This is a genomic window from Streptomyces deserti, assembly GCF_054782695.1.
The window spans coordinates 178,164-204,249 of record NZ_BAAGRZ010000001.1 but is presented as its reverse complement, the minus strand read 5'-3'; the positions used below and the strand labels follow the sequence as shown (position 1 = coordinate 204,249).

The window sequence follows — 26,086 nt, the reverse complement described above, 5'->3', positions numbered from 1 at the left end:
TTCGTACAACCGTTCATGCCCGCTGGGTGACGGCGTGAACACTGGATGTAACGGCGATCTTGCGGGTACCGCCGAGGGCCCCTTCCGGAGCCGTCGAGAGGGGGCTTGTATCAGCCACTGGAACGTGCGGACGGGGCACGAGCCGGGTCTGAGAGAATTGAGCACGTGATCTCCCGAATCGATCTGCGCGGCGACGCCCTCCCCGAGGGCCCCGCCTTGCGTGACCTGCTGCCCCGAGCCGATTTCGACGTTCAGGCCGCCCTGGAGAAGGTGCGTCCTATCTGCGAGGCCGTGCATCATCGGGGCGACGCGGCGCTGATCGACTTCGCCGAGAAGTTCGACGGCGTCAGGCTCGACCAGGTGCGGGTGCCGGCCGCCGCCCTCACCCGCGCCCTGGAGGAACTGGACCCGGCCGTGCGCGCGGCCCTGGAGGAGTCCATCCGCCGCGCCCGCCTCGTCCACCGCGAGCAGCGCCGCGGCACCCACACCACCCAGGTGGTGCCCGGCGGCTCGGTGACCGAGAAGTGGGTACCGGTCGAGCGGGTCGGGCTGTACGCGCCCGGCGGCCGCTCCGTGTATCCGTCCTCCGTGGTCATGAACGCCGTACCGGCCCAGGAGGCCGGCGTCGAGTCCATCGCGCTCGCCTCCCCGGCCCAGGCCGAGTTCGGCGGGCTGCCGCACCCGACGATCCTCGCCGCGTGCGCCCTGCTCGGCGTCGACGAGGTCTACGCCGCCGGCGGCGCCACGGCCGTCGCGATGTTCGCGTACGGCACCGAGTCCTGCCCGCCCGCCAATATGGTCACCGGCCCCGGCAACATCTGGGTCGCCGCCGCCAAGCGCTACTTCACGGGCAGGATCGGCATCGACGCCGAGGCCGGCCCGACCGAGATCGCCATCCTGGCCGACTCCACCGCCGACCCGGTGCACGTCGCCGCCGACCTGATCAGCCAGGCCGAGCACGACCCGCTGGCGGCGGCCGTGCTGGTCACCGACTCCGTCGAACTCGCGGACGCGGTGGAGAAGGAGCTGGAGCCGCAGGTCGCGGCCACCAAGCACGTCGAGGACCGGATCGTCCCGGCGCTGTCCGGCAGGCAGTCCGCGATCGTGCTGGTCGACGGCGTCGACGAGGGCCTCAGGGTCGTAGACGCGTACGGCGCCGAGCACCTGGAGATCCAGACGGCCCGGGCTCAGGAGGTGGCCGACCGGGTCAAGAACGCCGGTGCGATCTTCATCGGTCCCTGGGCGCCCGTCTCGCTCGGCGACTACGCGGCCGGCTCCAACCACGTCCTGCCCACCGGCGGCTGCGCCTGCCACTCCTCGGGCCTGTCCGTCCAGTCCTTCCTGCGCGGCATCCACATCGTCGACTACACGAAGGACGCGCTGGCCGAGGTCGCGCACCACGTGGTGACGCTGGCGGAGGCGGAGGACCTGCCCGCGCACGGCGCGGCGATCAAGGCCAGGTTCGGCTGGAAGGTGCCCGAGAGCAAGTGAGCGACGTGAGGATCGACGATCTCCCCGTACGGGACGAGCTGCGCGGCAAGTCCCCCTACGGTGCGCCCCAATTGGACGTCCCCGTACGGCTGAACACCAACGAGAACCCCTACCCGCTGCCCGAGCCGCTGGTCGAGCGGATCGCCGAGCGGGTGCGCGAGGCGGCCCGGAACCTCAACCGCTACCCCGACCGGGACGCGGTCGAACTGCGCACGAAGCTCGCCGAGTACCTGACGAAGACGGCCGGACATCCGGTCGGCCTGGCCAACGTGTGGGCCGCCAACGGCTCCAACGAGGTCATCCAGCAGCTGCTGCAGACCTTCGGCGGCCCGGGCCGTACGGCGATCGGCTTCGAACCGTCGTACTCGATGCACGGCCTCATCGCGCGCGGGACGGGCACGGGATGGATCTCGGGCCCCCGGAACGACGACTTCACCATCGACCTCGCGGCGGCCCGGAAGGCCATCGCCGAGAACCAGCCGGACGTCGTCTTCATCACCACCCCCAACAACCCCACGGGCAACGCGGTCCCGCCCGAGACGGTCCTCGCGCTGTACGAGGCCGCGCAGTCGGCGAAGCCGTCGATGGTGGTCGTGGACGAGGCGTACATCGAGTTCAGCCACGGCGACTCGCTGCTGCCGCTGCTCGAAGGCCGGCCGCACCTGGTCGTCTCCCGCACGATGTCGAAGGCGTTCGGCGCGGCGGGCCTGCGCCTGGGCTACCTCGCCGCGCACCCGGCCGTCGTCGACGCCGTCCAGCTCGTCCGGCTGCCGTACCACCTGTCGGCCGTCACCCAGGCGACCGCCCTGGCCGCCCTGGAGCACACCGACACGCTGCTGGGTTACGTCGAGCAGCTGAAGGCCGAGCGGGACCGGCTGGTCACCGAGCTGCGCGCGATCGGCTACGAGGTCACCGAGTCCGACGCGAACTTCGTGCAGTTCGGGCGGTTCGACAACGCCCACGAAGCCTGGCGGAAGATCCTCGACCGGGGCGTCCTGGTCCGGGACAACGGCGTACCGGGGTGGCTGCGGGTGACCGCCGGGACCCCGGCCGAGAACGACGCGTTCCTCGACGCGGTACGGGACTTGAAGAAGGAGCAGAACACATGAGCCGCGTAGGACGCGTGGAGCGGACCACCAAGGAGACGTCCGTCCTCGTCGAGATCGACCTCGACGGCACCGGCAGGACGGAGATCTCCACCGGGGTCGGCTTCTACGACCACATGCTCGACCAGCTCGGCCGGCACGGCTTGTTCGACCTGACCGTGAAGACCGAGGGCGACCTGCACATCGACTCGCACCACACCATCGAGGACACCGCCCTCGCGCTGGGTGCCGCCTTCAAGCAGGCCCTCGGCGACAAGGTGGGGATCTACCGCTTCGGGAACTGCACGGTGCCGCTCGACGAGTCCCTCGCCCAGGTCACCGTCGACCTGTCCGGCCGTCCGTACCTCGTGCACACCGAGCCCGAGAAGATGGCGCCGATGATCGGCGAGTACGACACCACGATGACCCGGCACATCCTGGAGTCCTTCGTCGCCCAGGCCCAGATCGCGCTGCACGTGCACGTGCCCTACGGGCGCAACGCGCACCACATCGTGGAGTGCCAGTTCAAGGCGCTGGCGCGGGCCCTGCGGTACGCCTCCGAACGCGACCCGCGCGCGGCCGGCATCCTTCCGTCCACGAAGGGCGCGCTGTGAACGGTCTGTCGACCCTCCTGATCGTCGTCGGCCTCTTCCTGGTCGGCGGGATCATCTCCTTCGTCAAGCAGCAGATGCCGAAGAGCCTCATCGTGCTGCTCTCGATCGGCGCCGCGATGTGTCTCGTCGCGGGCGTCATGCGGCTGGAGGTGTGGAACTGATGAGCGCCGCTGCGCCATCCAAAAAGGTCGTCGTCTTCGACTACGGCTTCGGCAACGTCCGCTCCGCCGAGCGCGCCCTCGCGCGCTCGGGAGCCGACGTCGAGATCACGCGTGACTTTGACAAGGCCATGAACGCCGACGGGCTGCTGGTGCCGGGCGTCGGCGCCTTCGCCGCCTGCATGGCGGGCCTGAAGGAGGCCCGTGGCGACTGGATCATCGACCGCCGCCTGTCGGGCGGGCGCCCGGTGATGGGCATCTGCGTCGGCATGCAGATCCTGTTCGCGCGCGGCATCGAGCACGGCGTGGAGACCGAGGGCCTGGCCGAGTGGCCCGGCTCGGTCGAGCCGCTGCAGGCCGACGTCGTGCCCCACATGGGCTGGAACACCGTGGACGTACCGGCCGGCTCGCAGCTGTTCGCCGGCCTGGACGCGGACGCGCGCTTCTACTTCGTGCACTCCTACGCCGTCCACGACTGGCAGCTGGAGACGCACAACCCGGCGATCACGGCCCCCAAGGTCACCTGGTCCACGCACGGCAAGCCGTTCGTGGCGGCCGTCGAGAACGGCGCCCTGTGGGCCACGCAGTTCCACCCCGAGAAGTCCGGCGACGCCGGAGCCCAGCTGCTGAACAACTGGATCGGAACCCTCTGATGGCTTCGAAGCTCGAACTCCTCCCCGCCGTCGACGTCCGTGACGGTCAGGCGGTCCGCCTGGTGCACGGCGAGTCCGGTACGGAGACCTCCTACGGCTCCCCCCTGGAGGCCGCCCTCGCCTGGCAGCGGTCGGGCGCCGAGTGGCTGCACCTGGTCGACCTGGACGCCGCGTTCGGCACCGGGAACAACCGGGAGCTGATCGCCGAGGTCGCGCGGGCGATGGACATCAAGGTGGAGCTGTCCGGCGGCATCCGCGACGACGACACCCTGGCCGCCGCCCTCGCCACGGGCTGCACGCGCGTGAACCTCGGCACGGCCGCCCTGGAGACCCCCGAGTGGGTCGCCAAGGTCATCGCCGAGCACGGCGACAAGATCGCCGTCGGTCTCGACGTACGCGGCACGACCCTGCGCGGCCGCGGCTGGACCCGCGACGGCGGCGACCTCTACGAGACACTGGAGCGCCTCAACAAGGAGGGCTGCGCCCGGTACGTCGTGACCGACATCGCCAAGGACGGCACGCTGCAGGGCCCGAACCTGGAGCTGCTGAAGAACGTGTGCGCGGCGACGGACCGCCCGGTCGTGGCCTCCGGCGGCGTGTCGTCGCTGGACGACCTGCGCGCGATCGCCGACCTCGTCCCGCTCGGTGTCGAAGGGGCCATCGTAGGGAAAGCGCTGTACGCGAAGGCGTTCACCCTGGAAGAGGCCTTGGAGGCTGTGTCGTCATGAGCGATGCCGTGCGGCGTGTGCAGAGCGGAAGTCCCTGGGAAGAGTCCTTCGGTTTCGCACGCGCCGTCGCGGCGGGCGACCGCGTGCTGGTGGCGGGCACCACGTCCTTCAAGGGCGACGTGCTGTACGGGGAGGGCGACCCGTACGAGCAGGCCAAGGTGGCCTTCACCAGCGCGATCGAGGCGCTCGGCGAGTTCGGGCTCGGCATCGGGTCCGTGATCCGCACGCGGATGTACCTGACCCATGCGCGGGACGTGGACGACGTGGCCCGCGCCCACAAGGAGTTCTTCGACACGGTGCGTCCGGTCTCGACCCTCCTGGTGGTGGAGGGGTTCGTCGACCCGCGCATCCTGGTCGAAGTGGAAATAGAAGCATTCAGAGGACATTCAGAGGAGCCCGGTTCATGACCCTGGCGATCCGAGTCATCCCCTGCCTGGACGTGGACAACGGCCGGGTCGTCAAGGGCGTCAACTTCCAGAACCTGCGCGACGCGGGCGACCCCGTCGAGATGGCCAAGGTGTACGACGCCGAGGGCGCCGACGAGCTGACGTTCCTGGACATCACGGCGTCCTCCGGCAATCGCGAGACGACGTACGACGTGGTGCGGCGCACGGCCGAGCAGGTGTTCATCCCGCTGACGGTCGGCGGCGGTGTGCGTACGGCCGACGACGTGGACAAGCTGCTGCGGGCGGGCGCGGACAAGATCGGCGTGAACACCGCCGCGATCGCCCGCCCGGACCTCATCCGGGAGATCGCCGAGCGCTTCGGCCGGCAGGTGCTGGTGCTGTCCGTGGACGCGCGGCGGACGGAGAGCGGCTCCTTCGAGGTGACCACCCACGGCGGCCGCCGCGGCACCGGCATCGACGCCGTCGAGTGGGCGCACCGGGCCGCCGAGCTGGGCGCGGGGGAGATCCTGCTCAACTCCATGGACGCGGACGGCACGAAGGACGGCTACGACCTGGAGATGATCGCGGCGGTCCGCAAGCACGTGACCGTCCCGGTGATCGCCTCGGGCGGCGCCGGCAAGCTGGCCGACTTCCCGCCCGCCGTCGCCGCGGGCGCGGACGCGGTGCTGGCCGCCTCCGTCTTCCACTTCGGGGATCTGCGGATCGGCCAGGTGAAGGAGACACTGCGGGCGGCCGGGCATCCCGTGCGGTGACCTGACCTGACCTGACCTGACCTGGCCTGGCCTGGTCTGGCCTGGCCTGATCCGACCTGAGCCCCGGTTGCCTGGTGGTGGCCGGGGCCTTCTTCCGGGCGGGTGCGAAAGGAAAATTGCGCAAAATAAGTTGTGCAACTCTTCCTTTCCTGCCTACGGTCGTGAGCATGGCAAGCAAGGAGAGGGACCGCCGGATCACCGACCTGGGCACGCTCAAGGCGCTCGCCCATCCGTTGCGGATGAAGCTGTATCGCGGCCTGCTGATGGCCAAAGTCGCCACCGCCTCGCAGCTCGCCGAGCAGGTCGACGAGGCCGTCTCGCTGGTCAGCTACCACCTGCGCAAGCTGGCCGAGCACGGGCTGATCGAGGAGGCCGAGCCGCGCAGCGCCGACGGGCGGGAGCGCTGGTGGCAGCCGGCCTCGGACGGGCTGAGCATCCACGACGAGGATTTTCGAGACGCCCCTGAGAAGGCCGCCGCGCACACCGCGGCGAGCCGGCTCTTCTTCGAGCAGCGTGCGGACATGTACCGCCGCTACCTCGACGAGCGGGCCCACTGGGGCGCCGAGTGGAACGCCGCGGTCGACTCCTCCGAGACCGTCCTGCGCCTCACGGCCGCCGAACTCGCCGCCCTCACGGCCGAGTTGCGGGCCCTGGCCCAGAGGTACCAGGAGATGGGCCGGGCCGCCGACGCGGCCGGCGACACCGCGGGACGCGAGAACGTCGCGCTCCACACGAACGCCTTCCCGTTCCGCAGCTGAGGAGTCACCTGGCATGACCGCGCCCGACGTAGCGGTGGCGCCCGACCTCACGAGACCCGCCCACCGCGATCCCGACGTCCTGCGCTGGTTCGGTGCCTACACCTCGTCCGCGATGGGGGACAACGTCTACTACATCGCCCTGTCCTGGGCGGCCGTGCAGGCGGGCACGCCCGCGCAGGCCGGGCTGGTCACGGCCGTCAGTGCCGTGCCCCGCGCGCTGTTGATGCCGGGCGGGGGAGTGGCCGTCGACCGGTACGGGCCGCGCCGGGTCGTGCTCGGCAGCAGTGTGGTGCGCTGCGTGCTCGTCGCGACCGCGGCCGGACTGCTCCTCGTGACGCGTCCGGGGCTGTGGGCGCTGGGTGCGGTGGCGGTCCTCTTCGGCGTCGTCGACGCGGTCTTCCTGCCCGCCGCCGGTGCGCTGCCCGCCCGGATCACCGGTCGGAGCCAGCTCGCCCGGGTCCAGGGCATGCGCGGCCTCGCGACCCGGCTCGCAGGCGTCCTCGGCGGGCCGCTCGGCGGCCTCGGCGTCGCGCTGGGCGGCACCGCCGGGGCGTTCGGGCTCGCCGCGCTGCTGATCGGCGGGTCGCTGCCGGTGCTGTGGGCCGTACGCGTCGGGCCGCCGCCGGACGACGGGAAGGAACGGGGCGCCGTCCTGGCCGAACTCCGCGACGGCCTGCGGCACATCGGCCGCGACCGGGTGCTCCGCCCCCTCGTCCTCGCCATCGCCCTCGCCGACCTGGGCTTCGTCGGGCCCATGAACCTGGGGCTGACCCTGCTCGCCCAGGAACGCGGCTGGGGCTCGCCCGGCCTCGGCTGGGTGCTCGCCGGGTTCGGCACCGGAGCCGGGGCCGCGTCACTGCTGCTCACCCTGCGCGGGCGGGTGCCGCGCGCCGGGCTCGTCATGACGGTGGCGGAGGCCGGCGGCTGCCTGGCGATCGCCGGGCTCGCCCACGTGGCGTCCGTGGCCGCCGCGGCGGGTGTGGCCTGCTCATCGGGCTTCTCGCCGGGCTGGGCGGCGCCCTGAGCGGAGCCCTGCTCCAGGCGCGGGCGGGCCCCGCCTACGTCGGCCGCGTCACCGCGGTCTCCACCCTGGTCGGCTTCGGAGTCGCACCCCTCACCTTCCCCCTGGTCGGCGGCGCGGCCGACCGGTGGGGCACAGGCCCGGTCTTCGCGGCCTGCGCCGCGATCTGCGCCCTCGGCGCACTCCTCGCCCTCGGCTCCGGCCCCGTCCGCCGCGCCGAACTCCCCCGCTGAGCCGGGGCCCAGTCGTCAGCCCCGGCCCGGCGAATCGGCTCGGCGACGGGGCCCCGGCCTCTCAGATACCGAGCTGCTTGGCCTCGTGCAGCTTCGCGATCGCGTTCTCGTCGCCGTCCAGCTCCACCTTGGCGGCGCTCTGCCGGCCGTACATGAACAGCACCAGCTCGGACGGCTCACCGGTCACCGTGACCACCGGGGTGCCGCGGTGGGCGACCGCCGTCTCGCCGTTCGGGCGGCGCAGCACCAGGCCCGTCGGGGCGCCCCGGCCCATCAGGCGGGCCGAGCGCTCCAGACGGGACCACAGGGTGTCCTGGAAGACCGGGTCGAGCTCGCGCGGTGTCCAGTCGGGCTGGGCGCGCCGGACGTCCTCCGCGTGGACGTAGTACTCGACGATGTTCGACATCTCGTCGACCGGCTTGAGCGAGAACGGCGAGAAACGCGGCGGGCCCGTACGGATCAGCTGGATCAGCTCCTCGTACGGCTTCGCCGTGTACTCCGCCATCACCCGGTCCAGGCGCGGCGCGAGCTGCTTGATCAGTATCCCGCCGGCGGCGTCGGGGCGCCGCTCGCGCACCACCACGTGCGCGGCGAGGTCCCGGGTCGTCCAGCCCTCGCACAGGGTGGGCGCGTCCGGACCCGCTGTCTCCAACAGATCGGCGAGGAGAAGTCGTTCACGCTTGGCATGGGTCGACATGGAGCCAGCCTACGACCGGGCACCCGGTCCGGACAGTGGACGCGGCCGGGCCCCACCGCCTCCGCGCGGCACAATGGTCGACATGACCAGCACGTCCCCCCGGCCCAGCCGCCTCGACCCGGAGATCGCCGCGCGCCTCAAGCGCAGCGCCGACGGCCTCCTGCCCGCCATCGCCCAGCAGTACGACACCGGAGAGGTGCTCATGCTCGGCTGGATGGACGACGAGGCGCTGCACCGCACCCTGACCACCGGCCGCTGCACGTACTGGTCGCGCAGCCGCCAGGAGTACTGGGTCAAGGGCGACACCTCCGGTCACGTCCAGCGGGTCAGGTCCGTCGCCCTCGACTGCGACGCCGACACCCTGCTCGTCAAGGTCGACCAGGTCGGTGCCGCCTGCCACACCGGCGCCCGCACCTGCTTCGACGCCGACGTGCTGCTCAAGGACGGCGCCGGTTCCGCCGTACCCGCCTCGGATCAGTAAGGTCTGCCGCCATGGACCTCGAGACGTTCCGCAAGCTCGCCACCGACCGGCGGGTCATCCCGGTCACCCGCAAGCTCCTCGCCGACGGCGACACCCCGGTCGCGCTCTACCGCAAGCTGGCCGCCGAGCGCCCGGGCACCTTCCTGCTGGAGTCCGCCGAGAACGGACGCTCCTGGTCCCGCTACTCCTTCGTCGGCGTACGCAGCGCCGCCACCCTGACCGAGCGTGACGGCCAGGCCCACTGGCTCGGTACCCCGCCCGTCGGTGTGCCCGCCGACGGCGACCCGCTCGCCGCCCTGCGCACCACCCTCGAGGCCCTGCACACCCCCCGCGACCTCGCCCACGACCTCGGCCTGCCGCCCTTCACCGGCGGCATGGTCGGTTACCTCGGCTACGACATCGTGCGCCGCCTGGAGAAGATCGGCCCCGGCGAGCGGGACGACCTGAGGCTCCCCGAGCTGACCATGCTCCTCACCAGCGACCTGGCGGTCATGGACCACTGGGAGGGCTCCGTCCTGCTGATCGCCAACGCGATCAACCACAACGACCTCGACACCGGCGTCGACGAGGCCCACGCCGACGCGGTCGCCCGCCTCGACGCCATGGAGGCCGACCTGTCGCGCGCGGTCGCCCAGCCCCCGGCCGTGCTGCCGCCCTCCGAACTCCCCGAGTACACGGCCCTGTGGGGCGGCCCCGACTTCCAGGAGGCCGTCGAGGACGTCAAGGAGCGCATCCGGGCCGGGGAGGCCTTCCAGGTCGTCCCCTCCCAGCGGTTCGAAACGCCGTGCACGGCGAGCGCGCTGGACGTCTACCGGGTGCTGCGGGCCACCAACCCGTCCCCGTACATGTACCTCTTCCGCTTCGACGGCTTCGACGTCGTCGGCTCGTCCCCCGAGGCCCTGGTGAAGGTCGAGGACGGGCAGGCCATGGTGCACCCCATCGCCGGCACCCGGTGGCGCGGCGCCACCCCGCAGGAGGACCAGGCCCTCGCCGAGGAACTGCTCGCCGACCCCAAGGAACGCGCCGAGCACCTCATGCTCGTGGACCTGGGCCGCAACGACCTGGGGCGGGTCTGCGAACCGGGCTCGGTCGAGGTCGTCGACTTCATGTCCATCGAGCGGTACTCGCACGTCATGCACATCGTCTCGACCGTGACCGGCCGCGTGGCGGCGGGCCGTACGGCCTTCGACGTGCTGACCGCCTGCTTCCCGGCCGGCACCCTCTCCGGCGCCCCCAAGCCCCGCGCCATGCAGATCATCGACGAACTCGAGCCGTCCCGGCGCGGGTTGTACGGCGGCTGCGTCGGCTACCTCGACTTCGCGGGCGACTCCGACACCGCCATCGCCATCCGCACGGCGCTGCTGCGGGACGGCACGGCGTACGTCCAGGCGGGCGCCGGCATCGTCGCCGACTCCGACCCGGTCGCCGAGGACACCGAGTGCCGCAACAAGGCGGCGGCGGTGCTGCGGGCCGTGCACACGGCGAACCGGCTGGGGCGGTAAGGCGTTTCCCGGGCACTAGGCCCTGTCATCAAACTCCCGCCTGCTCCGTGACGCCATGCACGCACTCTCGCCGCACCGGGCCCCGGCCCAAGTACATCCAGTACGTGGGCCAGGGCCCGGCACGCCGAGAGCACGCACCTGACGCCGCGGAGCCCGCCCTGTGGGCGGACGACGGGAGTTTGACGACAGGGCCTGGAGGCGTTTCTCACTGAGCCCCGGGTGAGGGTTCGCCCGTGGCTCGGGCGATAGTGGAGTACGTGACTGCTGCACCTCACCCCCGTTCCGAAGCCTCCGGATCCGCCCGGGCCGGCCGCCTGAGCCTCGCCGTCGCCCTGCTGAGCGGCGCGCTGGGCGCGGCCGTGGCGCTGCTCGCCACCCGGCAGCGCTGGTCGGAGGGCACCGCGACGGTGGCCGGCGGCGCGTTCCCCCTGACCGCCAGGGGCAGCGACGTCACGGGCGTCCCCGCGGCCCTGGCCATAGTGGGCCTCGCCGCGCTCGTCGCCGTCTTCGCCGTCCGCCGCGCCGGACGCCTCATGGTCGCCGCACTGCTCGCGCTCTCCGGCGCGGGCACCGTCGTCGCGGCCCTGCTCGGCGCCTCCGACAGCTCCGCACTCGACGAGAAGGCCGCCCAGGCCTCCGGCGACACCTCCGCCACCGTGGACGCCCTCAGCCACACTGCCTGGCCGTACGTCGCGGCCGCGGGCGGCGCGCTGATCCTCCTGGCCGGACTGCTCGCCCTGCGCTACGGCCGCCTGTGGCCCGCGATGTCCGGCCGCTACGAACGCGGCGGTGCCCCCCGCCCGCGCCGCCGGTCCCCGGCCGTCGACCCCGACCGGCCCGAGGAGCTGTGGAAGGCGCTCGACCGGGGCGAGGACCCGACCGGGGCGTAGGCCTCCACGTGCGCGTCCTCCCATGGACGCGCGGGGAGCCACCCCCGCTCACGGCACGCGCGCGCGTGCGGGACAATGACCACGAGCGTCCAGCTCAGACACGCACACAGCAACGAGGAGCAAGCAATGGCGGGCAGCAGCCACGGTCACACCCCGGCCGCCTGGACCGGTGTCACTATCGCCTTCATCGGTTTCTGCGTCGCGGGCGCGTTCATGGTGATGGCCCAGCCGGTGGGCTTCTGGGCCGGCCTGGGGATCGTGGTCCTCGGCGGTGTCGTCGGCGGCATCATGCGCGCGATGGGCCTGGGCCAGCCGAAGGACCTCCACCCGGTGCACAAGATGACGGACGAGCGGGAGCCGGCACGCGCCGAGAGCTGATCCCCGCGCACGGGCCCGCGTACGACGCGTGGCGTGCACGACTCGCAGAGGGGCGGCCGGCACCAGGGTGCCGGGACCGCCCCTCACGCGTGTGCGGGGGCACAATGTCTGCCGTGAACGCCGACAGCCGGAGAGCGACCCGGAAAGTGACCCGGAGCCTGCCGGGCCGCCTGGCCGTCCCCGCCGGGCTGCTCGCGGCCGTCGCCGGGGCCTTCGCGTACGTCGGGGCGGTCGACCCCCACGAACCCGGCCACTACCCGGTCTGCCCGCTGCTGCGCTTCACCGGCCTGTACTGCCCCGGCTGCGGCGGGCTGCGCAGCGCACACGCCGTCGTCCACGGGGATCTCCTGGCGGCGCTGCAGGACAACGCGCTGGCCGTCCTCGGCTATGTGGGCTTCGCCGTGCTGTGGACCGTATGGGTGGTCCGCGCGGTGCGCGGCCGGCCGATGCGGATCGATCTCGGGCCGGTGCACCTGTGGAGCCTGGGAGCGTTGCTGCTGGTCTTCACCGTTGTCCGGAACCTGCCGTTCGGTGGCTGGTTGCATCCTTGATCAACTGGCAGATGTCCAGGTAGTGGGACCGGCGTCAACCGGATGCGAGGCCTACGCCTTCCTCCGGATACCATCGCAGTGACCATCGGTTTCGCCTGATGATCCGCCCCAGGAGGCGGGCCCGCGGCGGAAACGACCGCTTTGGAAGCCAACCGTCTGGAAGGGGGCCGCTCGCGTGAGTGTGCTCGACGAGATCATCGAGGGAGTCCGTGCCGACCTCGCGGAGCGGCAGGCGCGCGTCAGCCTCGACGAGCTCAAGGAGCGCGCGGCGAAGGCTCCCGCCGCCAAGGACGGGGTCGCCGCGCTGAAGGGCGACGGCGTCAAGGTGATCTGCGAGGTCAAGCGCTCCAGCCCGTCCAAGGGCGCGCTCGCCGCGATCGCCGACCCGGCAGGCCTCGCCGCCGACTACGAGGCGGGCGGCGCCGCCGTCATCTCCGTCCTCACCGAGCAGCGCCGTTTCGGCGGCTCGCTGGCCGACCTGGAGGCGGTCCGCGCGCGCGTGGACATCCCCGTGCTGCGCAAGGACTTCATCGTCACCTCGTACCAGCTGTGGGAGGCGCGCGCGTACGGCGCCGACCTCGCGCTGCTGATCGTCGCGGCCCTCGACCAGTCGGCCCTGGAGTCGCTGATCGAGCGCGCGGTGTCCATCGGGCTCACGCCGCTCGTCGAGGTGCACGACGAGGACGAGGTCGACCGTGCGGTGGACGCGGGCGCGAAGGTGATCGGCGTCAACGCGCGCAACCTGAAGACCCTGGAGGTCGACCGCTCCACGTTCGAGCGGCTGGCGCCGGAGATCCCGGACGGCATCGTCAAGATCGCCGAGTCCGGCATCCGCGGCCCGCACGACCTCATCGCGTACGCCAACGCCGGCGCCGACGCGGTCCTGGTCGGCGAGTCCCTCGTCACGGGCCGCGACCCGAAGACCGCGGTCTCCGACCTGGTGGCGGCCGGTGCGCACCCCGCATTGCGGCACGGCCGGGGCTGATCACCCGATAAGCTGAGCGGCGATGACTTCCTCGACCACCATGGCGACCCGGGACCCGTACGCCCGCCTCGCGCGCGGCTGCCGGCCCCGAGGCTGTCGCGCGCCCGCCCGCCGGGTGCACGGGCGACGCGTGCGCTACGTCATCGGTGACGAGCCCGGGCAGGTCAACGGACGGCGATGGCAGCGCCCTTTCAGGGGTGCGGGGAACTGCGCGACAAGCCACAGCCGGCCCGCAGCCGACTGACCATCCCCGCCCCCACGGCGATCAGCGTCTGTCCACACGCTCACCGTGAGGTTTCCGCATGCCCAGCCAGTTCTTCATCCCCGACCCAGAGGGTCAGGTCCCCAGCGCCGAGGGCTACTTCGGCGCGTTCGGCGGCAAGTTCATCCCGGAGGCGCTCGTCGCCGCCGTGGACGAGGTCGCCGTCGAGTACGAGAAGGCCAAGGCCGACCCCGAGTTCGCCCGCGAACTCGACGACCTGCTCGTCAACTACACCGGCCGCCCGAGCGCCCTGACCGAGGTGCCCCGGTTCGCCGAACACGCCGGTGGCGCCCGCGTCTTCCTCAAGCGCGAGGACCTCAACCACACCGGCTCCCACAAGATCAACAACGTGCTCGGTCAGGCCCTGCTCACCAAGCGGATGGGCAAGACCCGTGTCATCGCCGAGACCGGCGCCGGTCAGCACGGCGTGGCCACCGCCACCGCCTGTGCGCTCTTCGGCCTCGAGTGCACCATCTACATGGGCGAGATCGACACCCAGCGGCAGGCCCTCAACGTGGCCCGTATGCGCATGCTCGGCGCCGAGGTCATCGCCGTGAAGTCCGGCAGCCGGACCCTGAAGGACGCCATCAACGAGGCGTTCCGCGACTGGGTCGCCAACGTCGACCACACCCACTACCTCTTCGGCACCGTCGCCGGCCCGCACCCCTTCCCGGCCATGGTCCGCGACTTCCACCGCGTCATCGGCGTCGAGGCCCGGCGCCAGCTGCTGGAGCGCGCGGGCCGTCTGCCCGACGCGGCCATCGCCTGCGTCGGCGGCGGTTCCAACGCCATCGGCCTCTTCCACGCCTTCATCCCGGACGAGAGCGTCCGCCTCATCGGCTGCGAGCCCGCCGGCCACGGCATCGACACCGGCGAGCACGCCGCCACCCTCACCGCCGGCGAACCCGGCATCCTGCACGGTTCCCGGTCGTACGTCCTCCAGGACGACGAGGGCCAGATCACCGAGCCGTACTCGATCTCGGCCGGCCTGGACTACCCGGGCATCGGACCGGAGCACTCCTACCTCAAGGACACCGGCCGCGGCGAGTACCGCGCCATCACCGACGACGCTGCGATGCAGGCGCTGCGGCTGCTGTCGCGGACCGAGGGCATCATCCCGGCCATCGAGAGCGCCCACGCGCTGGCCGGTGCGCTGGAGGTCGGCCGGGAGCTGGGCGAGGACGGGCTGATCGTCGTCAACCTCTCCGGCCGCGGCGACAAGGACATGGACACCGCCGCCCGCTACTTCGGCCTGTACGACACCGACGCCGAGGTCGCCGCCGACGCGGACACCGACACCGCCGAGATCGAGGGGGACGCCAAGTGAGCGGCAACATCCAGCTGTTGACGGACACCCTCGCCGAGGCGAAGTCCGAGGGGCGCTCGGCGCTCATCGCCTACCTCCCGGCCGGGTTCCCGACCGTGGACGGCGGCATCGAGGCGATCAAGGCCGTCCTCGACGGCGGCGCCGACATCGTCGAGGTGGGCCTGCCGCACAGCGACCCCGTCCTCGACGGCCCCGTCATCCAGACCGCCGACGACATCGCCCTGCGCGGCGGCGTCCGGATCGCCGACGTCATGCGGACGGTCCGGGAGGTGTACGAGGCCACCGGGAAGCCCGTCCTCGTCATGACGTACTGGAACCCCATCGACCGCTACGGCGTCGAGCGGTTCACCGCCGAGCTCGCGGAGGCGGGCGGCGCCGGGTGCATCCTGCCCGACCTGCCCGTGCAGGAGTCGGCGCTGTGGAGGGAGCACGCCGAGAAGCACGGCCTCGCCACGGTGTTCGTGGTGGCTCCCAGCAGCAAGGACGAGCGGCTCGCCGAGATCACCGCGGCGGGCAGCGGCTTCGTCTACGCGGCCTCCCTCATGGGCGTCACCGGCACCCGCGAGACAGTCAGCTCGCAGGCCCAGGACCTGGTGCAGCGCACCCGGGCCACCGGAACCGGCCTGCCGGTGTGCGTCGGGCTCGGCGTCTCCAACGCCCGGCAGGCCGCCGAGGTCGCCGGCTTCGCCGACGGCGTGATCGTCGGCTCGGCGTTCGTCAAGCGGATGCTCGACGCCCCGGACCACGCGGCCGGCCTCGAGGCCGTCCGCGCGCTCGCGGGCGACCTCGCGAAGGGCGTCCGCGGACAGGCCTGACAAGGCGAGCTCATACCGGGTCCCTCGTACGGGTGGACCTGGGGCCGGGGAGGCGCGCTGCGCCTCCCCGGTTCGTTCTGCGGGGTGTGAGCGAGAAGAACCGTGAGGGAAAGCGCACCGCCCGGGAGCGGCTGGCGGTCGAGCGTGAGAAGCAGAAGGCCGCGGAGAAGCGACGGCGGGCGTTGATCGTGGGCGCGAGCGTCGTCGCCGTCCTGGGGCTCGCGGCGGTGATCGGCGTCGTCGCCGCGAGCGCCGGCAAGGACGACGGCAGCGAGGCGGCGGGCCCGGTCGTGGCGCCCTCGGGCGCACAGGGCAAGGACGGCCTGGCCATCCCGGTCGGCAAGGACAGCGCCAAGTCCACGCTCACGGTGTGGGAGGACTTCCGCTGCCCGGCCTGCAAGGTCTTCGAGCAGACGTACCGCCCGACGATCCACGAGCTGACGCAGGCCGGACAGCTGAAGGTGGAGTACCACCTGGTCACGCTCATCGACGGCAACATGGGCGGCACCGGCTCCCGCAACGCGGCCAACGCCGCGGCCTGCGCCCAGGACGCCGGCAAGTTCCCCGCGTACCACGACGTGCTGTTCGACAACCAGCCCCAGGAGGTCGACGACGCCTTCGCCCGGAACGACAAGCTGATCGAGCTGGCCCGCAAGGTCGACGGCCTCGACACGCCCGCCTTCCGCACGTGCGTCGAGGACGGCACGCACAACAGCTGGGTCGCCAAGTCCCACGAGGCGTTCGGCAAGGGCGACTTCTCGGGCACGCCGACCGTGCTGCTGGACGGCAAGAACCTCTACCAGGACCGGACGATGACCCCCGCGAAGCTGAAGCAGATGGTGCAGGAGGCGGCCAAGGGATGAGGCGGCGTCACACCCGCCCGTTATGGAGCCGTAGCCGGGCTGCCTGCCGTGCGCGCGGCCCGGCACGGTAGCGTCGACCTTGCCATGGAACTTGCCTACATTCCCAGCCCGTCGCGCGGGGTGATCCACCTCGGCCCCATTCCGCTGCGCGGCTACGCGTTCTGCATCATCATCGGCGTCTTCGTTGCCGTCTGGCTCGGCAACAAGCGCTGGATCGCCCGCGGCGGGCGGGCCGGCACGGTGGCCGACATCGCGGTCTGGGCCGTGCCCTTCGGCCTCGTCGGCGGCCGGCTCTACCACGTGATCACGGACTACGAGCTGTACTTCAGCGAGGGCCGTGACTGGGTGGACGCCTTCAAGATCTGGGAGGGCGGCCTCGGCATCTGGGGCGCGATCGCGCTCGGCGCGCTCGGCGCCTGGATGGGCTGCCGGCGCCGGGGCATCCCGATGCCCGCGTACGCCGACGCCGTCGCGCCGGGCATCGCCTTCGCGCAGGCGATCGGCCGCTGGGGCAACTGGTTCAACCAGGAGCTGTACGGCAAGCCCACCGACCTGCCGTGGGCGCTGGAGATCACCTCGTCGGCGGACGGGCGGGTCCCGGGCACGTACCACCCGACGTTCCTGTACGAGTCGCTGTGGTGCATCGGTGTCGCGCTCCTGGTCATCTGGGCCGACCGCCGCTTCAGGCTGGGCCATGGCCGGGCGTTCGCGCTGTACGTCGCCGCGTACTGCGTGGGCCGCTTCTGGATCGAGTACCTGCGCGTCGACGACGCCCACCACATCCTGGGCCTGCGGCTGAACAACTGGACCGCGCTGTTCGTGTTCCTGCTGGCGGTCGTGTACATGGTGCTGTCGGCGCGGAAGCGGCCCGGCAGGGAAGCGGTGGTGGAGCCGGCTGCGGAGGCCTCCGGCGGTGCAGCAGACGGTGACGGTGAGGCCGGGGCCGAGTCCGGTGAGAAGGCCGACGTGGAGTCTTCCGAGGAGAAGGCCGACGCGGAGTCTTCTGCGGAGAAGGCCGACATGGAGAAGGCCGGCACCGAGAAGGCCGGCACCGAGAAGGCCGACCTTGAGAAGGAAGACGCCAAAGACGGGGCCGAGTCGGCCAAGAAGAGCTGACGGTTGGTCGTACGTCGACGTTGAGGGCGCCCGGAATCCCTCGGGCGCCCTCGACGTCGTCAGATCCTGCGTGCCAGGGACAGGGTGCGGTGGGCCGCCGTCACGGCCGCCGCGTCGATGAAGGTTCCGTCCGGGAGGGCCTGTGCGCCCTGCTCCGTCGACGCCGCCTTGATGATCCGCTCCGCCTGGTCGAGTTCCTCCTGGGTGGGGAGGTAGGCCCGCTCGATCACGGGCAGCTGGCGGGGGTGGATGGCGGCGCGGCCCAGGAAGCCGAGACCGCGGCCGTGGGCGCAGGACGCGGCCAGGCCCGCCAGGTCACGGGTGTCCGGGTGGACCGACTGCGGTGGCGGGGGCAGGCCCGCCGCCCGGGCGGCCACGATCAGGCGGGAGCGGCACCAGTCGAGGCCCGCGTCCTCGCGTACGCCCAGGTCGGACCGTAGGTCGGCCTCTCCGAGCGCGATGCCCCGCAGCGAGGCGTGGGCCGTGGCGACGGCGAAGGCCCGCTCGATGCCGAGGGCCGTCTCCAGCAGGGCGTACAGGGGGAGCGGTCCCCCGTCGGCGGCCACGGCGCGCTGCGCGACCCGTACGACCTCGGCGGGGGAGGTCACTTTGGGGAGTCGGAGGCCGGCGAGGCCCGGGGCCGGGGCGATGGCGGCGATGTCGGCTTCCGCCCAGGGGCCGTCCAGGGCGTTGACGCGGACGTGCACCGGGACGGGCTGCCGGTCGCGGAGCAGTTCGGCGGTGGCCTTGCGGGCGTAGGCCTTGCGGTCGGGGGCGACCGCGTCCTCCAGGTCGATCACGACCACGTCGGCGCCGGAGGTGAGGGCCTTGGCGACGACGTGCGGCCGGTCACCGGGAGCGTAGAGCCAGGTCAGGGGGCAGGCCGTCACAGGGCGCCCTCCGCGCGCAGGGCGGCCAGGTCGGCGGGGGTGAGGCCGAGTCCGGTCAGGACCTCGTCGGTGTCCGCGCCGTGCGGGCGGCCCGCCCAGCGGATCCGGCCGGGGGTGGCGGAGAGGCGGAAGAGGACGTTCTGCATGCGCAGCGGGCCCAGCTCCGGGTCGTCGACCGTGGTGATGGTGTCGAGGGCCTCGTATTGCGGGTCGGTCATCACGTCCCGTACGTCCTGTACGGGGGCCACCGCCGCCTCCGCCTTCTCGAAGGCCGCCAGGACCTCCGCGCGGGGGCGCTCGGCGATCCAGCCGCCGACCGCCTCGTCCAGGACGTCCGCGTGGCGGGCCCGGTCGGCGCCGGTGGCGAACCACGGTTCGTCGATCAGCTCCGGGCGGCCCACCAGGCGCATCACGCGTTCGGCGACCGACTGGGCCGAGGTGGACACGGCGACCCAGGTGCCGTCCGCGGTGCGGTAGATGCCGCGCGGGGCGTTGTTCTGGGAGCGGTTGCCGGTACGGGGCTGGACGTGGCCGAGTTGGTCGTACCAGAGGGGCTGGGGACCGAGGGCGGTCAGGATCGGTTCGATGAGGGCCAGGTCGACGACCTGGCCCTCGCCGGTGCGGTCCCGGGCGGCGAGGGCCGTCATCACCGCGTACGCCGTGGTCAGGCCCGCGATGGAGTCGGCCAGGCCGAACGGCGGCAGGGTCGGAGGCGCGTCCGGTTCGCCGGTGATCGCGGCGAAGCCGCTCATCGCCTCGGCGAGGGTGCCGAAGCCGGGGCGGTGCGCGTACGGGCCGAACTGGCCGAAGCCGGTGACCCGGGCCAGGACCAGGCGGGGGTTGGCGGCCGACAGCTGCGGCCAGCCCAGGTCCCATTTCTCCAGGGTGCCGGGGCGGAAGTTCTCGATGACCACGTCGGCGGTGGCGGCGAGGCGGAGCAGGGTGGTGCGGCCGCCCGGTTTCGACAGGTCGAGGGTGATCGTGCGCTTGTTGCGGCCGAGCAGCTTCCACCACAGGCCCACGCCGTTCTTCGACGGGCCGTGGCCGCGGGAGGGGTCGGGCTTGGCCGGGTGCTCGACCTTGATGACCTCGGCGCCGAAGTCGCCGAGCAGGGTGGCGGCGAGCGGGCCGGCGAAGAGGGTGGCGAGGTCGAGGACGCGGAGGCCGGTGAGGGGCGCGGTCATGAGCGATGGGTCTCCTGGTGTGTGAGGTGGGCGAGCGCGTCGAAGCCGATGCCGTTGAAGTCGCCGATGGACGTGGCCAGTCGGTTCTTGAGGGGGGTGGTCCAGCGGTCGGGGAGCGCCGCGGGGTGTCCAGCCAGCAGGCCCGCGATGCTGCCTGCGGTCGCGCCGTTGGAGTCGGTGTCCCAGCCGCCGGAGACGGCACGGCAGATGGAGCCGGTGAAGTCGCCGTCCGCGTGGGTGAGGGCGGCGGTGATCAGGGCGGTGTTGGGGACGGCGTGCACCCAGTGGTGGGTCGCGGCGTGGGTGGCGTGGAGTTCGTCGACGACGGTGTCGAAGTCCGCGTGGGTCTCGGCAAGTTGGACGGCGTGGCGGACGGCCCGGGCGAGGCGTGAGTTCGGGGGGACGACCGTGAGGCCGGTGCGCAGGCAGGTGTGGACGTCGTGGGTGCCGGTCGCGGCGGTGGCGATGGTGGCCGCCGCGAACATCGCCGCGTAGACGCCGTTGGCGGTGTGGGTGAGGGTGGCGTCGCGGTGGGCCTGTTCGGCGGCGGCGGCCGGGTCGCCGGGGTTGGTCCAGCCGTGCAGGTCGGCGCGGATCAGGGCGCCGATCCATTCCCGGAAGGGGTTGCGGTGGCGGGCGGTGTGCGGGGGTTCCAGGCCGGTGAGGAGGTTGCGGTAGGCGACGCGTTCGGCGGTGAACGTGCGGCCGGCGGGGAGTTCGTCGAGCCAGGTGCGGGCCACGTCCGTGGGGGTGAAGGATTTGCCGTGGCGTTGGAGGAGGACGAGGTTGAGGAGGGGGTAGTTGAGGTCGTCGTCCTCGGGCATGCCGTCGATGTTCTCGGCGAGGGAGGTGTGGGCCGAGCGGCGGTTCCAGGGGTGTGCCGTGAGGAGTTCCGGAGGAGCTCCTCGGGCTGTGAAGTACGTGTTCAGCGGCCAGTTGCCGGTGGATTCGGCCAGTTGACGGATGCCGTCGAGGGGGAGTTTTTCGACGGGTTTGCCCAGGAGGCAGCCGGTGGCCCGGCCGAGCCAGGCGGCTTCCAGGTGCTGCGGGGTTGTGGCTGGGGTGGGGTGGGTCGCGCGACTCGGCGCCGGCGAGGTGCCGCTCTCGGTGGGACGGGCGCCGCCGCGGGCGGCACGCCCGCCCGCGAATTGCGGGCTCAGGCTGCCCGCAGGCTCTGGCCAACCGGGGCACAGAGCGCGGATCTTCGCCAGGTCGGTTGGTTCGTCGTCCGCCAACCTGCTGGGCAGGTCCGCCAGTTCGTCCAGCAGGTCCTCTGCCAGTTGCCGCAGGTAGCGGGAGGCCGGTTTCGGGGATGCGCCCGCGCGCAACGGGGCCTCGTCGCCGCCCGCCGACCGCCACCGGGCCGCGATCGCCGACGGTTCGCGGCCGTCCTGGGCCGCCTGCCGCAGCTCGTGGCCGATCAGGTCCTCCGGCTGGACCCAGGTCAGTCGGAGCAACTCGGGCCTCCCAGCTCGGCGAAGGCGCGCTCGTGGGTGCGGCGTCGGTGTACATCGCGCGCGAAGATCTCCCGGGCCACCTCGGTGAGCGTGCGTGCCGGTTCCCACAGGTCCAGGCGGCTGGCCTCCGCCACCGTCTTCGCCCAGTCCTCCGGTACGGGGAAGCCCAGCGCCCCGGCCAGGGCGCCCGCCATCGTGGCGATGGAGTCGCAGTCGCGGCCGTAGTTCACGGCGCCCAGGACCGCGTGGCGGTAGTCGCCGCGGGCCACGAGCAGCATGCCGAGCGCGATGGGGAGTTCCTCGATGGAGTGCAGGCGGGAGGGCCGGCGGGCGCCCAGGGAGGGGGAGCGGTAGTCGGGGCCCACCGTGTCGTACGCGGAGACCGCCTCCCGCAGCGGGCGGAGTGCCGACTCGAAGTCCGGGTGGCGGGACGCCTCCTCGCAGACCCGCTCGACGGCTGCCCTGGTGCCGTCCTTGGCCAGGGACAGGCAGGCCGTGACGACGGAGTCCGGTGTCGCGCCGGGTGTGCAGGCCGCGGCCACCGCCGCCGCGAAGACGCCCGCCGCCTCACGGCCGTACGACGACTGGTGGGCGCCCGCGATGTCCAGGGCCTCGGCGTACGCGGCCAGTGGGTTGGCCGCGTTCACCAGGCCGACCGGGGCCATGTACATCGCGGCGCCGCAGTTGACGATGTTGCCGACGCCGGCCTCGCGCGGGTCCGCGTGGCCGTAGTGCAGCCTCGCCACCAGCCACTTCTCCGCCAGGAAGATCCGTTGAAGGGGCAGGGCCTCCGTCTCCAGTTCCGGGATCCAGCGCGGGTTCGTCATCAGGTCCGGGACCAGGTGGTCGGCGATCGCGTAGGCGTCCAGGTGGTCGCGGACCGTCGCGTACACCCGGATCAGCGCGTGCGTCATCAGGGTGTCGTCGGTGACGTGCCCGTCGCCTTTGTGGTACGGGGCGAGGGGGCGGGCGGTGCGCCAGGCGTCGCCGTGCCAGGGGCCGACGATGCCGTGGACGCGGCCGCCGTGGCGTTCGGTGATCTGGTCGGGGGAGTAGCCCTCGACGGGGCCGCCGAGGGCGTCGCCGACGGCGGCTCCCACGAGTGCGCCGGTGATCCGCTCGTCCAGGGGCACGTCCCGGGTTTCTTGCTGTTTGGGCGTCATGCCCGAATCATCCTCCTGGTGGGGCCGGTTGTGCGGCTTCCAGGAGTTCGGCGAGTTCCACCAGGTCCGTGCCGGTGAGCCGGGGGAGGACGCAGCCGGGGAGCGTGCGGCAGGTCTCCCGCCAGGACGCCGGGATCGCCGCGCCGCCGCCCAGCGCGCCGGTGAGGGCGCCGGCCAGCGCCGGGGCCGAGTCGGCGACCCGGGACAGGCAGGCCGCCGCGGGGACGGCCTCCGCGATGCGGCCACGGGCGGCGGTGGCCAAGGCGAGGGCGACCGGGACGGTTTCGGCGGCGGCGATGCCGTAGCTGTAGACGTGGTCGACGATCTGGTGTTCCAGGGGTGGGACCAGGGCGAAGGCGCTGTCCGCGTCCCTGGCCAGTTTCAGGGCGTGGCGGGCGTTGCGGCCGATCTCGGTCTCCTCGGGCAGTTCGGCGAGCGCGGCCGTGACGCAGGCGTCGACCTGCTCGCCGGACAGGGCGAGCGCGAGCGCCGCCGCCATGGCCCGCGCCCCGTGCACGCCGTCGCCGTCCTGGGTGTAACGGGCGTCGAACTCGGCCAGGTCGGCGGCCCGTTCGGGGTCGCCGGGGTGGGCCACGGCCAGGACGCAGGCCCGTACGCAGGCGGCGTCGTCGAAGTAGTGGGGGTTGTCGTGGCCGGTGGCGGGCGGGCGCAGGCCGGTGGCGAGGTTGCCGAGGCCGGCGCGGACGGAGATGCGGGCGCGCAGGGGGAGTACGGCCGACTCGATCTCGGGAGCCCGTTCGGCGGCTGCGGCCACCTCGCCGGCTACGGCGTTCCAGGTCAGGTCGATGGCGGCGCGGGTACGGCGTTCGCGGCTCAGGTCGCCGAGTGCGGTGTCGTCGCCGGCGCGGAGGACGGCCTCGGCGGCGAAGGCCGCCCATTCGGCGTCGTCGGAGGGGCCGAGGCGGAGGGGTTCGGGGGGTTGGTTGAGGGCGATGGGGACGGGGAGGGTGGTCGTGGCGTTCTGCTCGGCGAAGGTGTCGAGTTCGCGGGTGAGGCGGCGGGTCCACTCCGGCATGCGGGCGGCGCGGTGGCGGGCGGCGGGCCAGCCGGCGGCGTCGCCTGCGGCCAGGCCGAGGAGGAGGCCTTCGATTCGGCGAGGGTGGGGGTGGGGGTGTGGTGTTTCGGCCTCGGCTGCGCCTTCGGCCGGATCGTTCCCACCGGCACCACCCGTGCGGCCATCGTCGTCGGGTGCGGGTGGCCCCTGTGGGGCGTCCTCGCCGTCGGCGGTCGCAGGTGTGTCCGGCTGGTCGGTGAAGGGCGTGCCGAGCGTCCCCTCGTCCCACGGGGCGGGCGGTCTCACGGTCGTACCTCCGCCTCGTTCTGGTCCGCCGTCAGTACGTACGCGGCCGGGTCCGGCGGCGGACCGGTGTCCGGCCGTACGAGCTCCTCGTCGTGGACGAGCGCCTGGGCCTCCTCCCGGATCAGCAGGTCCGCGATCTCCAGTACGTGGTGCCCTGCCATGGCCGGCAGGCAGCTCCCCCGGGCCGGACCGATGGCCGCCGCCCAGTCCGCCGGGATGGCGGCGACGCCCTGGGTCGCCCCGGCCAGCGCGCCCGCGACCGCTGCCGTCGTGTCGGCGTCCCGGCCCATGTTCACGGCCGTCAGGACGGCCTGCCGGAAGTCGCCGTCGGCCGCCGCGTACGCGCCGAACGCGAGAGCGACCGCCTCGGGGGCCAGGTCGGTCCAGGGGTAACCGCCGATGACGACCGCGGAGCGGACCGCTCGCTCACCCCGGTGGGCCACGGCGACGGCCCGGCGCAGCGAGCGGGCGGTCCAGGAGTCGTCGGGGACGACGGCGAGGGCGGAGGCCACGACCGCGACGGTCGGGGCGCCCGCCATCGCCGCCGCCACTCCGGCCGCGACCGCCTGGCCGCCGTAGATGCCCTCGCCGTCGTGGCTGACCGAGCCGTCGACGGCCACCAGGCGGGCCGCCTCCGCCGGGCGGCCCGCCGCGAAGACGCCGTACGGGGCCGCGCGCATGGCCAGGCCGTCGCTCCAGGCGTGCCGGTGCTGGGCGGAGCTGGGGGCGGCCAGGCCTCGGCGGAGGTTCTCCAGCGTGCCGCGTTCGCTGAAGCCGGCGCCCCGGAAGGGGCCCTCCTCGCGGTCCGCGATCCACTCGTGCCAGGCCGCCTCGACATCGGCCGGGGTGAGCGCGGAGCCGTGCCGGGCCAGCAGGAGGCCGGAGAAGATCGCGTACTCGGTGTCGTCCGTACCGCAGGGGTGTTCGACGACGAACCCCGTGATCCGGCCCCACCGCGCGCGGATCTCGGAGGGCCTCAGGTTCTCGGCCGGAGCCCCGAGCGCGTCGCCGACGGCCAGACCCAGCAGCGCCCCGCGCGCCCGTTCGCGGATGGATGCCATGCGCGGCCTCCTCTCGGGGAGCACCTCTCAAGACGCGGAGTCCTTTGCGGAACTGTCCCCGGCGAGACGGCCGCCGCAGCCTCACAGGGCGCAGCGTCACCCGGTCGACATCTGTGCGACTTCCCCCACGGATGAGCGCAGCGAGGCAAAACCGCAGGTAAGAGCAGCCTTTCCTTGCTGGCGAAGGGAACATGGCCGGCGTACTTTGGGTTGTTGTCGAAAGATAGAACGTGTCCAAAGAAGCTCTCTGGGGGACCGCATGGCCATCATCGAAACCGAAGCGGCGCTGCACGAGGCGCACCGCGACAACCACACGCACCGGGACGTGACCGGCGGCTGGCTGCGCCCCGCCGTCTTCGGGGCGATGGACGGCCTGGTTTCCAACCTCGCTCTGATGACCGGTGTCGCGGGCGGCTCGGTCAGTCACCAGACCGTCGTGCTCAGCGGACTCGCGGGGCTGGCCGCCGGCGCCTTCTCCATGGCCGCCGGCGAGTACACCTCCGTCGCCTCGCAGCGCGAGCTCGTCGAGGCCGAGCTGGACGTCGAGCGGCGCGAGCTGAGAAAGCACCCCAAGGACGAGGAGGCCGAGCTCGCCGCGCTGTACGAGGCGCGGGGCGTCGAGCCGGAGCTGGCCCGGGAGGTGGCCAGGCAGCTTTCCCGTGACCCTGAGCTGGCGCTGGAGATCCACGCCCGCGAGGAGCTGGGTATCGACCCGGGTGACCTGCCCTCGCCCACCGTGGCCGCGGTGTCGAGCTTCGGCTCCTTCGCGCTGGGCGCGCTGATCCCCGTCCTGCCGTACCTGCTCGGCGCGAGCGCCCTGTGGCCGGCCGTGCTGCTGGCGCTGCTCGGGCTGTTCCTGTGCGGTGCGGTGGTGGCCAAGGTGACGGCGCGGACCTGGTGGTTCAGCGGGCTGCGGCAACTCGCCCTGGGTGGCGCGGCGGCCGGTGTGACGTACGTCCTGGGCAGTTTGTTCGGAACCGCCGTAGGATAGCTGAGCTCGCACTTATGCGTTGGGCCGCATAAGTAGCCGTTACTCGCTGGTTTCGAATGCTTAACCACGGGGCATGAGCCGTAAGCGCTGTGGGCAATGAGGCCTGCCGCGCACTCGCGGGGTGGGCGACGACGCTCTCCCCGCTCCCTTGGGCCGACGGGCATCGATCCGACCGATCAGTCCGTGTCGGTCCCCATAGCTTCCGCCGCCGGGTGCGGTACCCCCGCCGCAACCCCCTGCGGCGTCCGCATG

28 protein-coding genes and 1 pseudogene are annotated in these 26,086 nt (G+C 72.6%); 22 read left to right on the top strand and 7 right to left on the bottom strand.

Annotation, left to right across the window (positions count from 1 at the left end; translation table 11 throughout):
* The first annotated feature begins 165 nt into the window (after positions 1 to 165).
* The 10 genes and pseudogenes from hisD (at position 166) to ACYVMZ_RS00915 (ending at position 7,900) form a co-directional block, all read left to right on the top strand.
* A complete protein-coding gene (hisD, locus tag ACYVMZ_RS00960) occupies positions 166 to 1,491 on the top strand; it encodes a histidinol dehydrogenase (protein ID WP_461074371.1) in 1,326 nt (441 codons plus the stop codon).
* Positions 1,488 to 2,600, top strand: coding sequence for a histidinol-phosphate transaminase (locus ACYVMZ_RS00955; RefSeq protein WP_461074369.1), 1,113 nt, complete (start codon positions 1,488 to 1,490; stop codon positions 2,598 to 2,600). Before hisD ends, ACYVMZ_RS00955 begins: the two co-directional genes overlap by 4 nt.
* Complete coding sequence (gene hisB, locus ACYVMZ_RS00950) at positions 2,597 to 3,190, top strand: imidazoleglycerol-phosphate dehydratase HisB (protein ID WP_358783244.1); 594 nt, start codon at positions 2,597 to 2,599, stop codon at positions 3,188 to 3,190. Before ACYVMZ_RS00955 ends, hisB begins: the two co-directional genes overlap by 4 nt.
* The gene (locus ACYVMZ_RS00945; protein ID WP_461074367.1) at positions 3,187 to 3,351 is read left to right on the top strand and encodes a hypothetical protein; all 165 of its coding nucleotides are present in this window, start codon (positions 3,187 to 3,189) and stop codon (positions 3,349 to 3,351) included. The genes hisB and ACYVMZ_RS00945 overlap by 4 nt, the downstream gene beginning before the upstream one ends.
* Complete coding sequence (gene hisH / locus ACYVMZ_RS00940; protein WP_461074365.1) at positions 3,351 to 4,001, top strand: imidazole glycerol phosphate synthase subunit HisH; 651 nt, start codon at positions 3,351 to 3,353, stop codon at positions 3,999 to 4,001. The genes ACYVMZ_RS00945 and hisH overlap by 1 nt, the downstream gene beginning before the upstream one ends.
* Positions 4,001 to 4,729 carry a bifunctional 1-(5-phosphoribosyl)-5-((5-phosphoribosylamino)methylideneamino)imidazole-4-carboxamide isomerase/phosphoribosylanthranilate isomerase PriA gene (gene priA / locus ACYVMZ_RS00935; RefSeq protein ID WP_461074363.1) on the top strand — a complete coding sequence of 243 codons (729 nt, stop codon included), beginning with the start codon at positions 4,001 to 4,003 and terminating at the stop codon, positions 4,727 to 4,729. The genes hisH and priA overlap by 1 nt, the downstream gene beginning before the upstream one ends.
* A complete protein-coding gene (locus ACYVMZ_RS00930) occupies positions 4,726 to 5,136 on the top strand; it encodes a RidA family protein (protein ID WP_461074361.1) in 411 nt (136 codons plus the stop codon). Before priA ends, ACYVMZ_RS00930 begins: the two co-directional genes overlap by 4 nt.
* Entirely contained in the window at positions 5,133 to 5,888 is a 756-nt protein-coding gene (gene hisF / locus ACYVMZ_RS00925) for an imidazole glycerol phosphate synthase subunit HisF (RefSeq protein ID WP_461074359.1), read from the top strand. Before ACYVMZ_RS00930 ends, hisF begins: the two co-directional genes overlap by 4 nt.
* A gap of 167 nt (positions 5,889 to 6,055) precedes the next feature.
* Positions 6,056 to 6,646: an ArsR/SmtB family transcription factor gene (locus ACYVMZ_RS00920; protein ID WP_461074357.1), complete on the top strand. Its 591-nt coding sequence runs from the start codon at positions 6,056 to 6,058 to the stop codon at positions 6,644 to 6,646.
* Positions 6,647 to 6,659: 13 nt separating this feature from the next.
* A pseudogene (locus ACYVMZ_RS00915) lies at positions 6,660 to 7,900 on the top strand (MFS transporter).
* A 61-nt stretch (positions 7,901 to 7,961) separates the two neighbouring features.
* Here the strand turns inward: ACYVMZ_RS00915 and ACYVMZ_RS00910 are convergent.
* Positions 7,962 to 8,597, bottom strand: a complete 636-nt coding sequence (locus ACYVMZ_RS00910; protein WP_461074355.1) for a TIGR03085 family metal-binding protein — start codon at positions 8,595 to 8,597, stop codon at positions 7,962 to 7,964.
* A gap of 82 nt (positions 8,598 to 8,679) precedes the next feature.
* On the opposite strand from ACYVMZ_RS00910, the gene hisI reads away from it, so the two are divergent.
* The 11 genes from hisI (at position 8,680) to lgt (ending at position 17,767) form a co-directional block, all read left to right on the top strand.
* On the top strand, positions 8,680 to 9,078 hold the full coding sequence (gene hisI, locus ACYVMZ_RS00905; RefSeq protein ID WP_461074353.1) for a phosphoribosyl-AMP cyclohydrolase: 399 nt from the start codon (positions 8,680 to 8,682) through the stop codon (positions 9,076 to 9,078).
* An 11-nt stretch (positions 9,079 to 9,089) separates the two neighbouring features.
* Positions 9,090 to 10,580, top strand: a complete 1,491-nt coding sequence (locus ACYVMZ_RS00900; protein WP_461074351.1) for an anthranilate synthase component I — start codon at positions 9,090 to 9,092, stop codon at positions 10,578 to 10,580.
* A gap of 248 nt (positions 10,581 to 10,828) precedes the next feature.
* Positions 10,829 to 11,470 carry a TIGR02234 family membrane protein gene (locus ACYVMZ_RS00895; protein ID WP_461076267.1) on the top strand — a complete coding sequence of 214 codons (642 nt, stop codon included), beginning with the start codon at positions 10,829 to 10,831 and terminating at the stop codon, positions 11,468 to 11,470.
* Between the two features lie 126 nt (positions 11,471 to 11,596).
* Positions 11,597 to 11,848, top strand: a complete 252-nt coding sequence (locus tag ACYVMZ_RS00890) for an HGxxPAAW family protein (protein WP_461074349.1) — start codon at positions 11,597 to 11,599, stop codon at positions 11,846 to 11,848.
* A gap of 104 nt (positions 11,849 to 11,952) precedes the next feature.
* Positions 11,953 to 12,399, top strand: a complete 447-nt coding sequence (locus ACYVMZ_RS00885) for a DUF2752 domain-containing protein (RefSeq protein WP_461074347.1) — start codon at positions 11,953 to 11,955, stop codon at positions 12,397 to 12,399.
* A 175-nt stretch (positions 12,400 to 12,574) separates the two neighbouring features.
* Complete coding sequence (gene trpC, locus ACYVMZ_RS00880; RefSeq protein ID WP_461074345.1) at positions 12,575 to 13,384, top strand: indole-3-glycerol phosphate synthase TrpC; 810 nt, start codon at positions 12,575 to 12,577, stop codon at positions 13,382 to 13,384.
* Between the two features lie 22 nt (positions 13,385 to 13,406).
* Complete coding sequence (gene trpM / locus ACYVMZ_RS00875) at positions 13,407 to 13,628, top strand: tryptophan biosynthesis modulator TrpM (protein ID WP_461074343.1); 222 nt, start codon at positions 13,407 to 13,409, stop codon at positions 13,626 to 13,628.
* A gap of 58 nt (positions 13,629 to 13,686) precedes the next feature.
* Complete coding sequence (gene trpB / locus ACYVMZ_RS00870; RefSeq protein WP_461074341.1) at positions 13,687 to 14,973, top strand: tryptophan synthase subunit beta; 1,287 nt, start codon at positions 13,687 to 13,689, stop codon at positions 14,971 to 14,973.
* Positions 14,970 to 15,788 (top strand): tryptophan synthase subunit alpha, encoded by an 819-nt coding sequence (gene trpA / locus ACYVMZ_RS00865; protein WP_461074339.1) that lies wholly within the window; start codon positions 14,970 to 14,972, stop codon positions 15,786 to 15,788. Before trpB ends, trpA begins: the two co-directional genes overlap by 4 nt.
* Before the next feature lie 86 nt (positions 15,789 to 15,874).
* Entirely contained in the window at positions 15,875 to 16,651 is a 777-nt protein-coding gene (locus ACYVMZ_RS00860; protein ID WP_461074337.1) for a DsbA family protein, read from the top strand.
* 84 nt (positions 16,652 to 16,735) lie between these two features.
* Positions 16,736 to 17,767 (top strand): prolipoprotein diacylglyceryl transferase, encoded by a 1,032-nt coding sequence (gene lgt, locus ACYVMZ_RS00855; RefSeq protein WP_461074335.1) that lies wholly within the window; start codon positions 16,736 to 16,738, stop codon positions 17,765 to 17,767.
* Positions 17,768 to 17,826: 59 nt separating this feature from the next.
* Here the strand turns inward: lgt and ACYVMZ_RS00850 are convergent, their stop codons facing one another.
* Genes ACYVMZ_RS00850 through ACYVMZ_RS00825 form a run of 6 tightly spaced genes read right to left on the bottom strand, consistent with a single transcriptional unit; the run spans position 17,827 to position 24,843 of the window.
* Positions 17,827 to 18,657 (bottom strand): HpcH/HpaI aldolase/citrate lyase family protein, encoded by an 831-nt coding sequence (locus tag ACYVMZ_RS00850; protein WP_461074333.1) that lies wholly within the window; start codon positions 18,655 to 18,657, stop codon positions 17,827 to 17,829.
* On the bottom strand, positions 18,654 to 19,841 hold the full coding sequence (locus ACYVMZ_RS00845; RefSeq protein ID WP_461074331.1) for a CaiB/BaiF CoA transferase family protein: 1,188 nt from the start codon (positions 19,839 to 19,841) through the stop codon (positions 18,654 to 18,656). The genes ACYVMZ_RS00850 and ACYVMZ_RS00845 overlap by 4 nt, the downstream gene beginning before the upstream one ends.
* Positions 19,838 to 21,298 carry an ADP-ribosylglycohydrolase family protein gene (locus ACYVMZ_RS00840; protein ID WP_461074329.1) on the bottom strand — a complete coding sequence of 487 codons (1,461 nt, stop codon included), beginning with the start codon at positions 21,296 to 21,298 and terminating at the stop codon, positions 19,838 to 19,840. The genes ACYVMZ_RS00845 and ACYVMZ_RS00840 overlap by 4 nt, the downstream gene beginning before the upstream one ends.
* Entirely contained in the window at positions 21,286 to 22,461 is a 1,176-nt protein-coding gene (locus ACYVMZ_RS00835) for an ADP-ribosylglycohydrolase family protein (RefSeq protein WP_461074327.1), read from the bottom strand. Before ACYVMZ_RS00835 ends, ACYVMZ_RS00840 begins: the two co-directional genes overlap by 13 nt.
* 7 nt (positions 22,462 to 22,468) lie before the next feature.
* Positions 22,469 to 23,782: an ADP-ribosylglycohydrolase family protein gene (locus tag ACYVMZ_RS00830; protein WP_461074325.1), complete on the bottom strand. Its 1,314-nt coding sequence runs from the start codon at positions 23,780 to 23,782 to the stop codon at positions 22,469 to 22,471.
* Positions 23,779 to 24,843, bottom strand: a complete 1,065-nt coding sequence (locus tag ACYVMZ_RS00825; protein WP_461074324.1) for an ADP-ribosylglycohydrolase family protein — start codon at positions 24,841 to 24,843, stop codon at positions 23,779 to 23,781. The genes ACYVMZ_RS00830 and ACYVMZ_RS00825 overlap by 4 nt, the downstream gene beginning before the upstream one ends.
* Positions 24,844 to 25,102: 259 nt before the next feature.
* Between ACYVMZ_RS00825 and ACYVMZ_RS00820 the strand changes: the two genes are divergently transcribed.
* A complete protein-coding gene (locus tag ACYVMZ_RS00820; protein WP_461074323.1) occupies positions 25,103 to 25,834 on the top strand; it encodes a VIT1/CCC1 transporter family protein in 732 nt (243 codons plus the stop codon).
* Positions 25,835 to 26,086 lie beyond the last annotated feature (252 nt).

Excerpts from the sequence above, each read along its gene's own strand:
- hisB (WP_358783244.1), top strand. The coding sequence starts at position 2,597 with ATGAGCCGCGTAGGACGCGTGGAGCGGACCACCAAGGAGACGTCCGTC.
- hisH (WP_461074365.1), top strand. The coding sequence starts at position 3,351 with ATGAGCGCCGCTGCGCCATCCAAAAAGGTCGTCGTCTTCGACTACGGC.
- priA (WP_461074363.1), top strand. The coding sequence starts at position 4,001 with ATGGCTTCGAAGCTCGAACTCCTCCCCGCCGTCGACGTCCGTGACGGT.
- ACYVMZ_RS00930 (WP_461074361.1), top strand. The coding sequence starts at position 4,726 with ATGAGCGATGCCGTGCGGCGTGTGCAGAGCGGAAGTCCCTGGGAAGAG.
- hisF (WP_461074359.1), top strand. The coding sequence starts at position 5,133 with ATGACCCTGGCGATCCGAGTCATCCCCTGCCTGGACGTGGACAACGGC.
- ACYVMZ_RS00920 (WP_461074357.1), top strand. The coding sequence starts at position 6,056 with ATGGCAAGCAAGGAGAGGGACCGCCGGATCACCGACCTGGGCACGCTC.
- ACYVMZ_RS00910 (WP_461074355.1), bottom strand. The coding sequence starts at position 8,597 with ATGTCGACCCATGCCAAGCGTGAACGACTTCTCCTCGCCGATCTGTTG.
- hisI (WP_461074353.1), top strand. The coding sequence starts at position 8,680 with ATGACCAGCACGTCCCCCCGGCCCAGCCGCCTCGACCCGGAGATCGCC.
- ACYVMZ_RS00900 (WP_461074351.1), top strand. The coding sequence starts at position 9,090 with ATGGACCTCGAGACGTTCCGCAAGCTCGCCACCGACCGGCGGGTCATC.
- ACYVMZ_RS00890 (WP_461074349.1), top strand. The coding sequence starts at position 11,597 with ATGGCGGGCAGCAGCCACGGTCACACCCCGGCCGCCTGGACCGGTGTC.
- ACYVMZ_RS00885 (WP_461074347.1), top strand. The coding sequence starts at position 11,953 with ATGTCTGCCGTGAACGCCGACAGCCGGAGAGCGACCCGGAAAGTGACC.
- trpM (WP_461074343.1), top strand. The coding sequence starts at position 13,407 with ATGACTTCCTCGACCACCATGGCGACCCGGGACCCGTACGCCCGCCTC.
- trpB (WP_461074341.1), top strand. The coding sequence starts at position 13,687 with ATGCCCAGCCAGTTCTTCATCCCCGACCCAGAGGGTCAGGTCCCCAGC.
- lgt (WP_461074335.1), top strand. The coding sequence starts at position 16,736 with ATGGAACTTGCCTACATTCCCAGCCCGTCGCGCGGGGTGATCCACCTC.
- ACYVMZ_RS00845 (WP_461074331.1), bottom strand. The coding sequence starts at position 19,841 with ATGACCGCGCCCCTCACCGGCCTCCGCGTCCTCGACCTCGCCACCCTC.
- ACYVMZ_RS00835 (WP_461074327.1), bottom strand. The coding sequence starts at position 22,461 with ATGACGCCCAAACAGCAAGAAACCCGGGACGTGCCCCTGGACGAGCGG.
- ACYVMZ_RS00825 (WP_461074324.1), bottom strand. The coding sequence starts at position 24,843 with ATGGCATCCATCCGCGAACGGGCGCGCGGGGCGCTGCTGGGTCTGGCC.
- ACYVMZ_RS00820 (WP_461074323.1), top strand. The coding sequence starts at position 25,103 with ATGGCCATCATCGAAACCGAAGCGGCGCTGCACGAGGCGCACCGCGAC.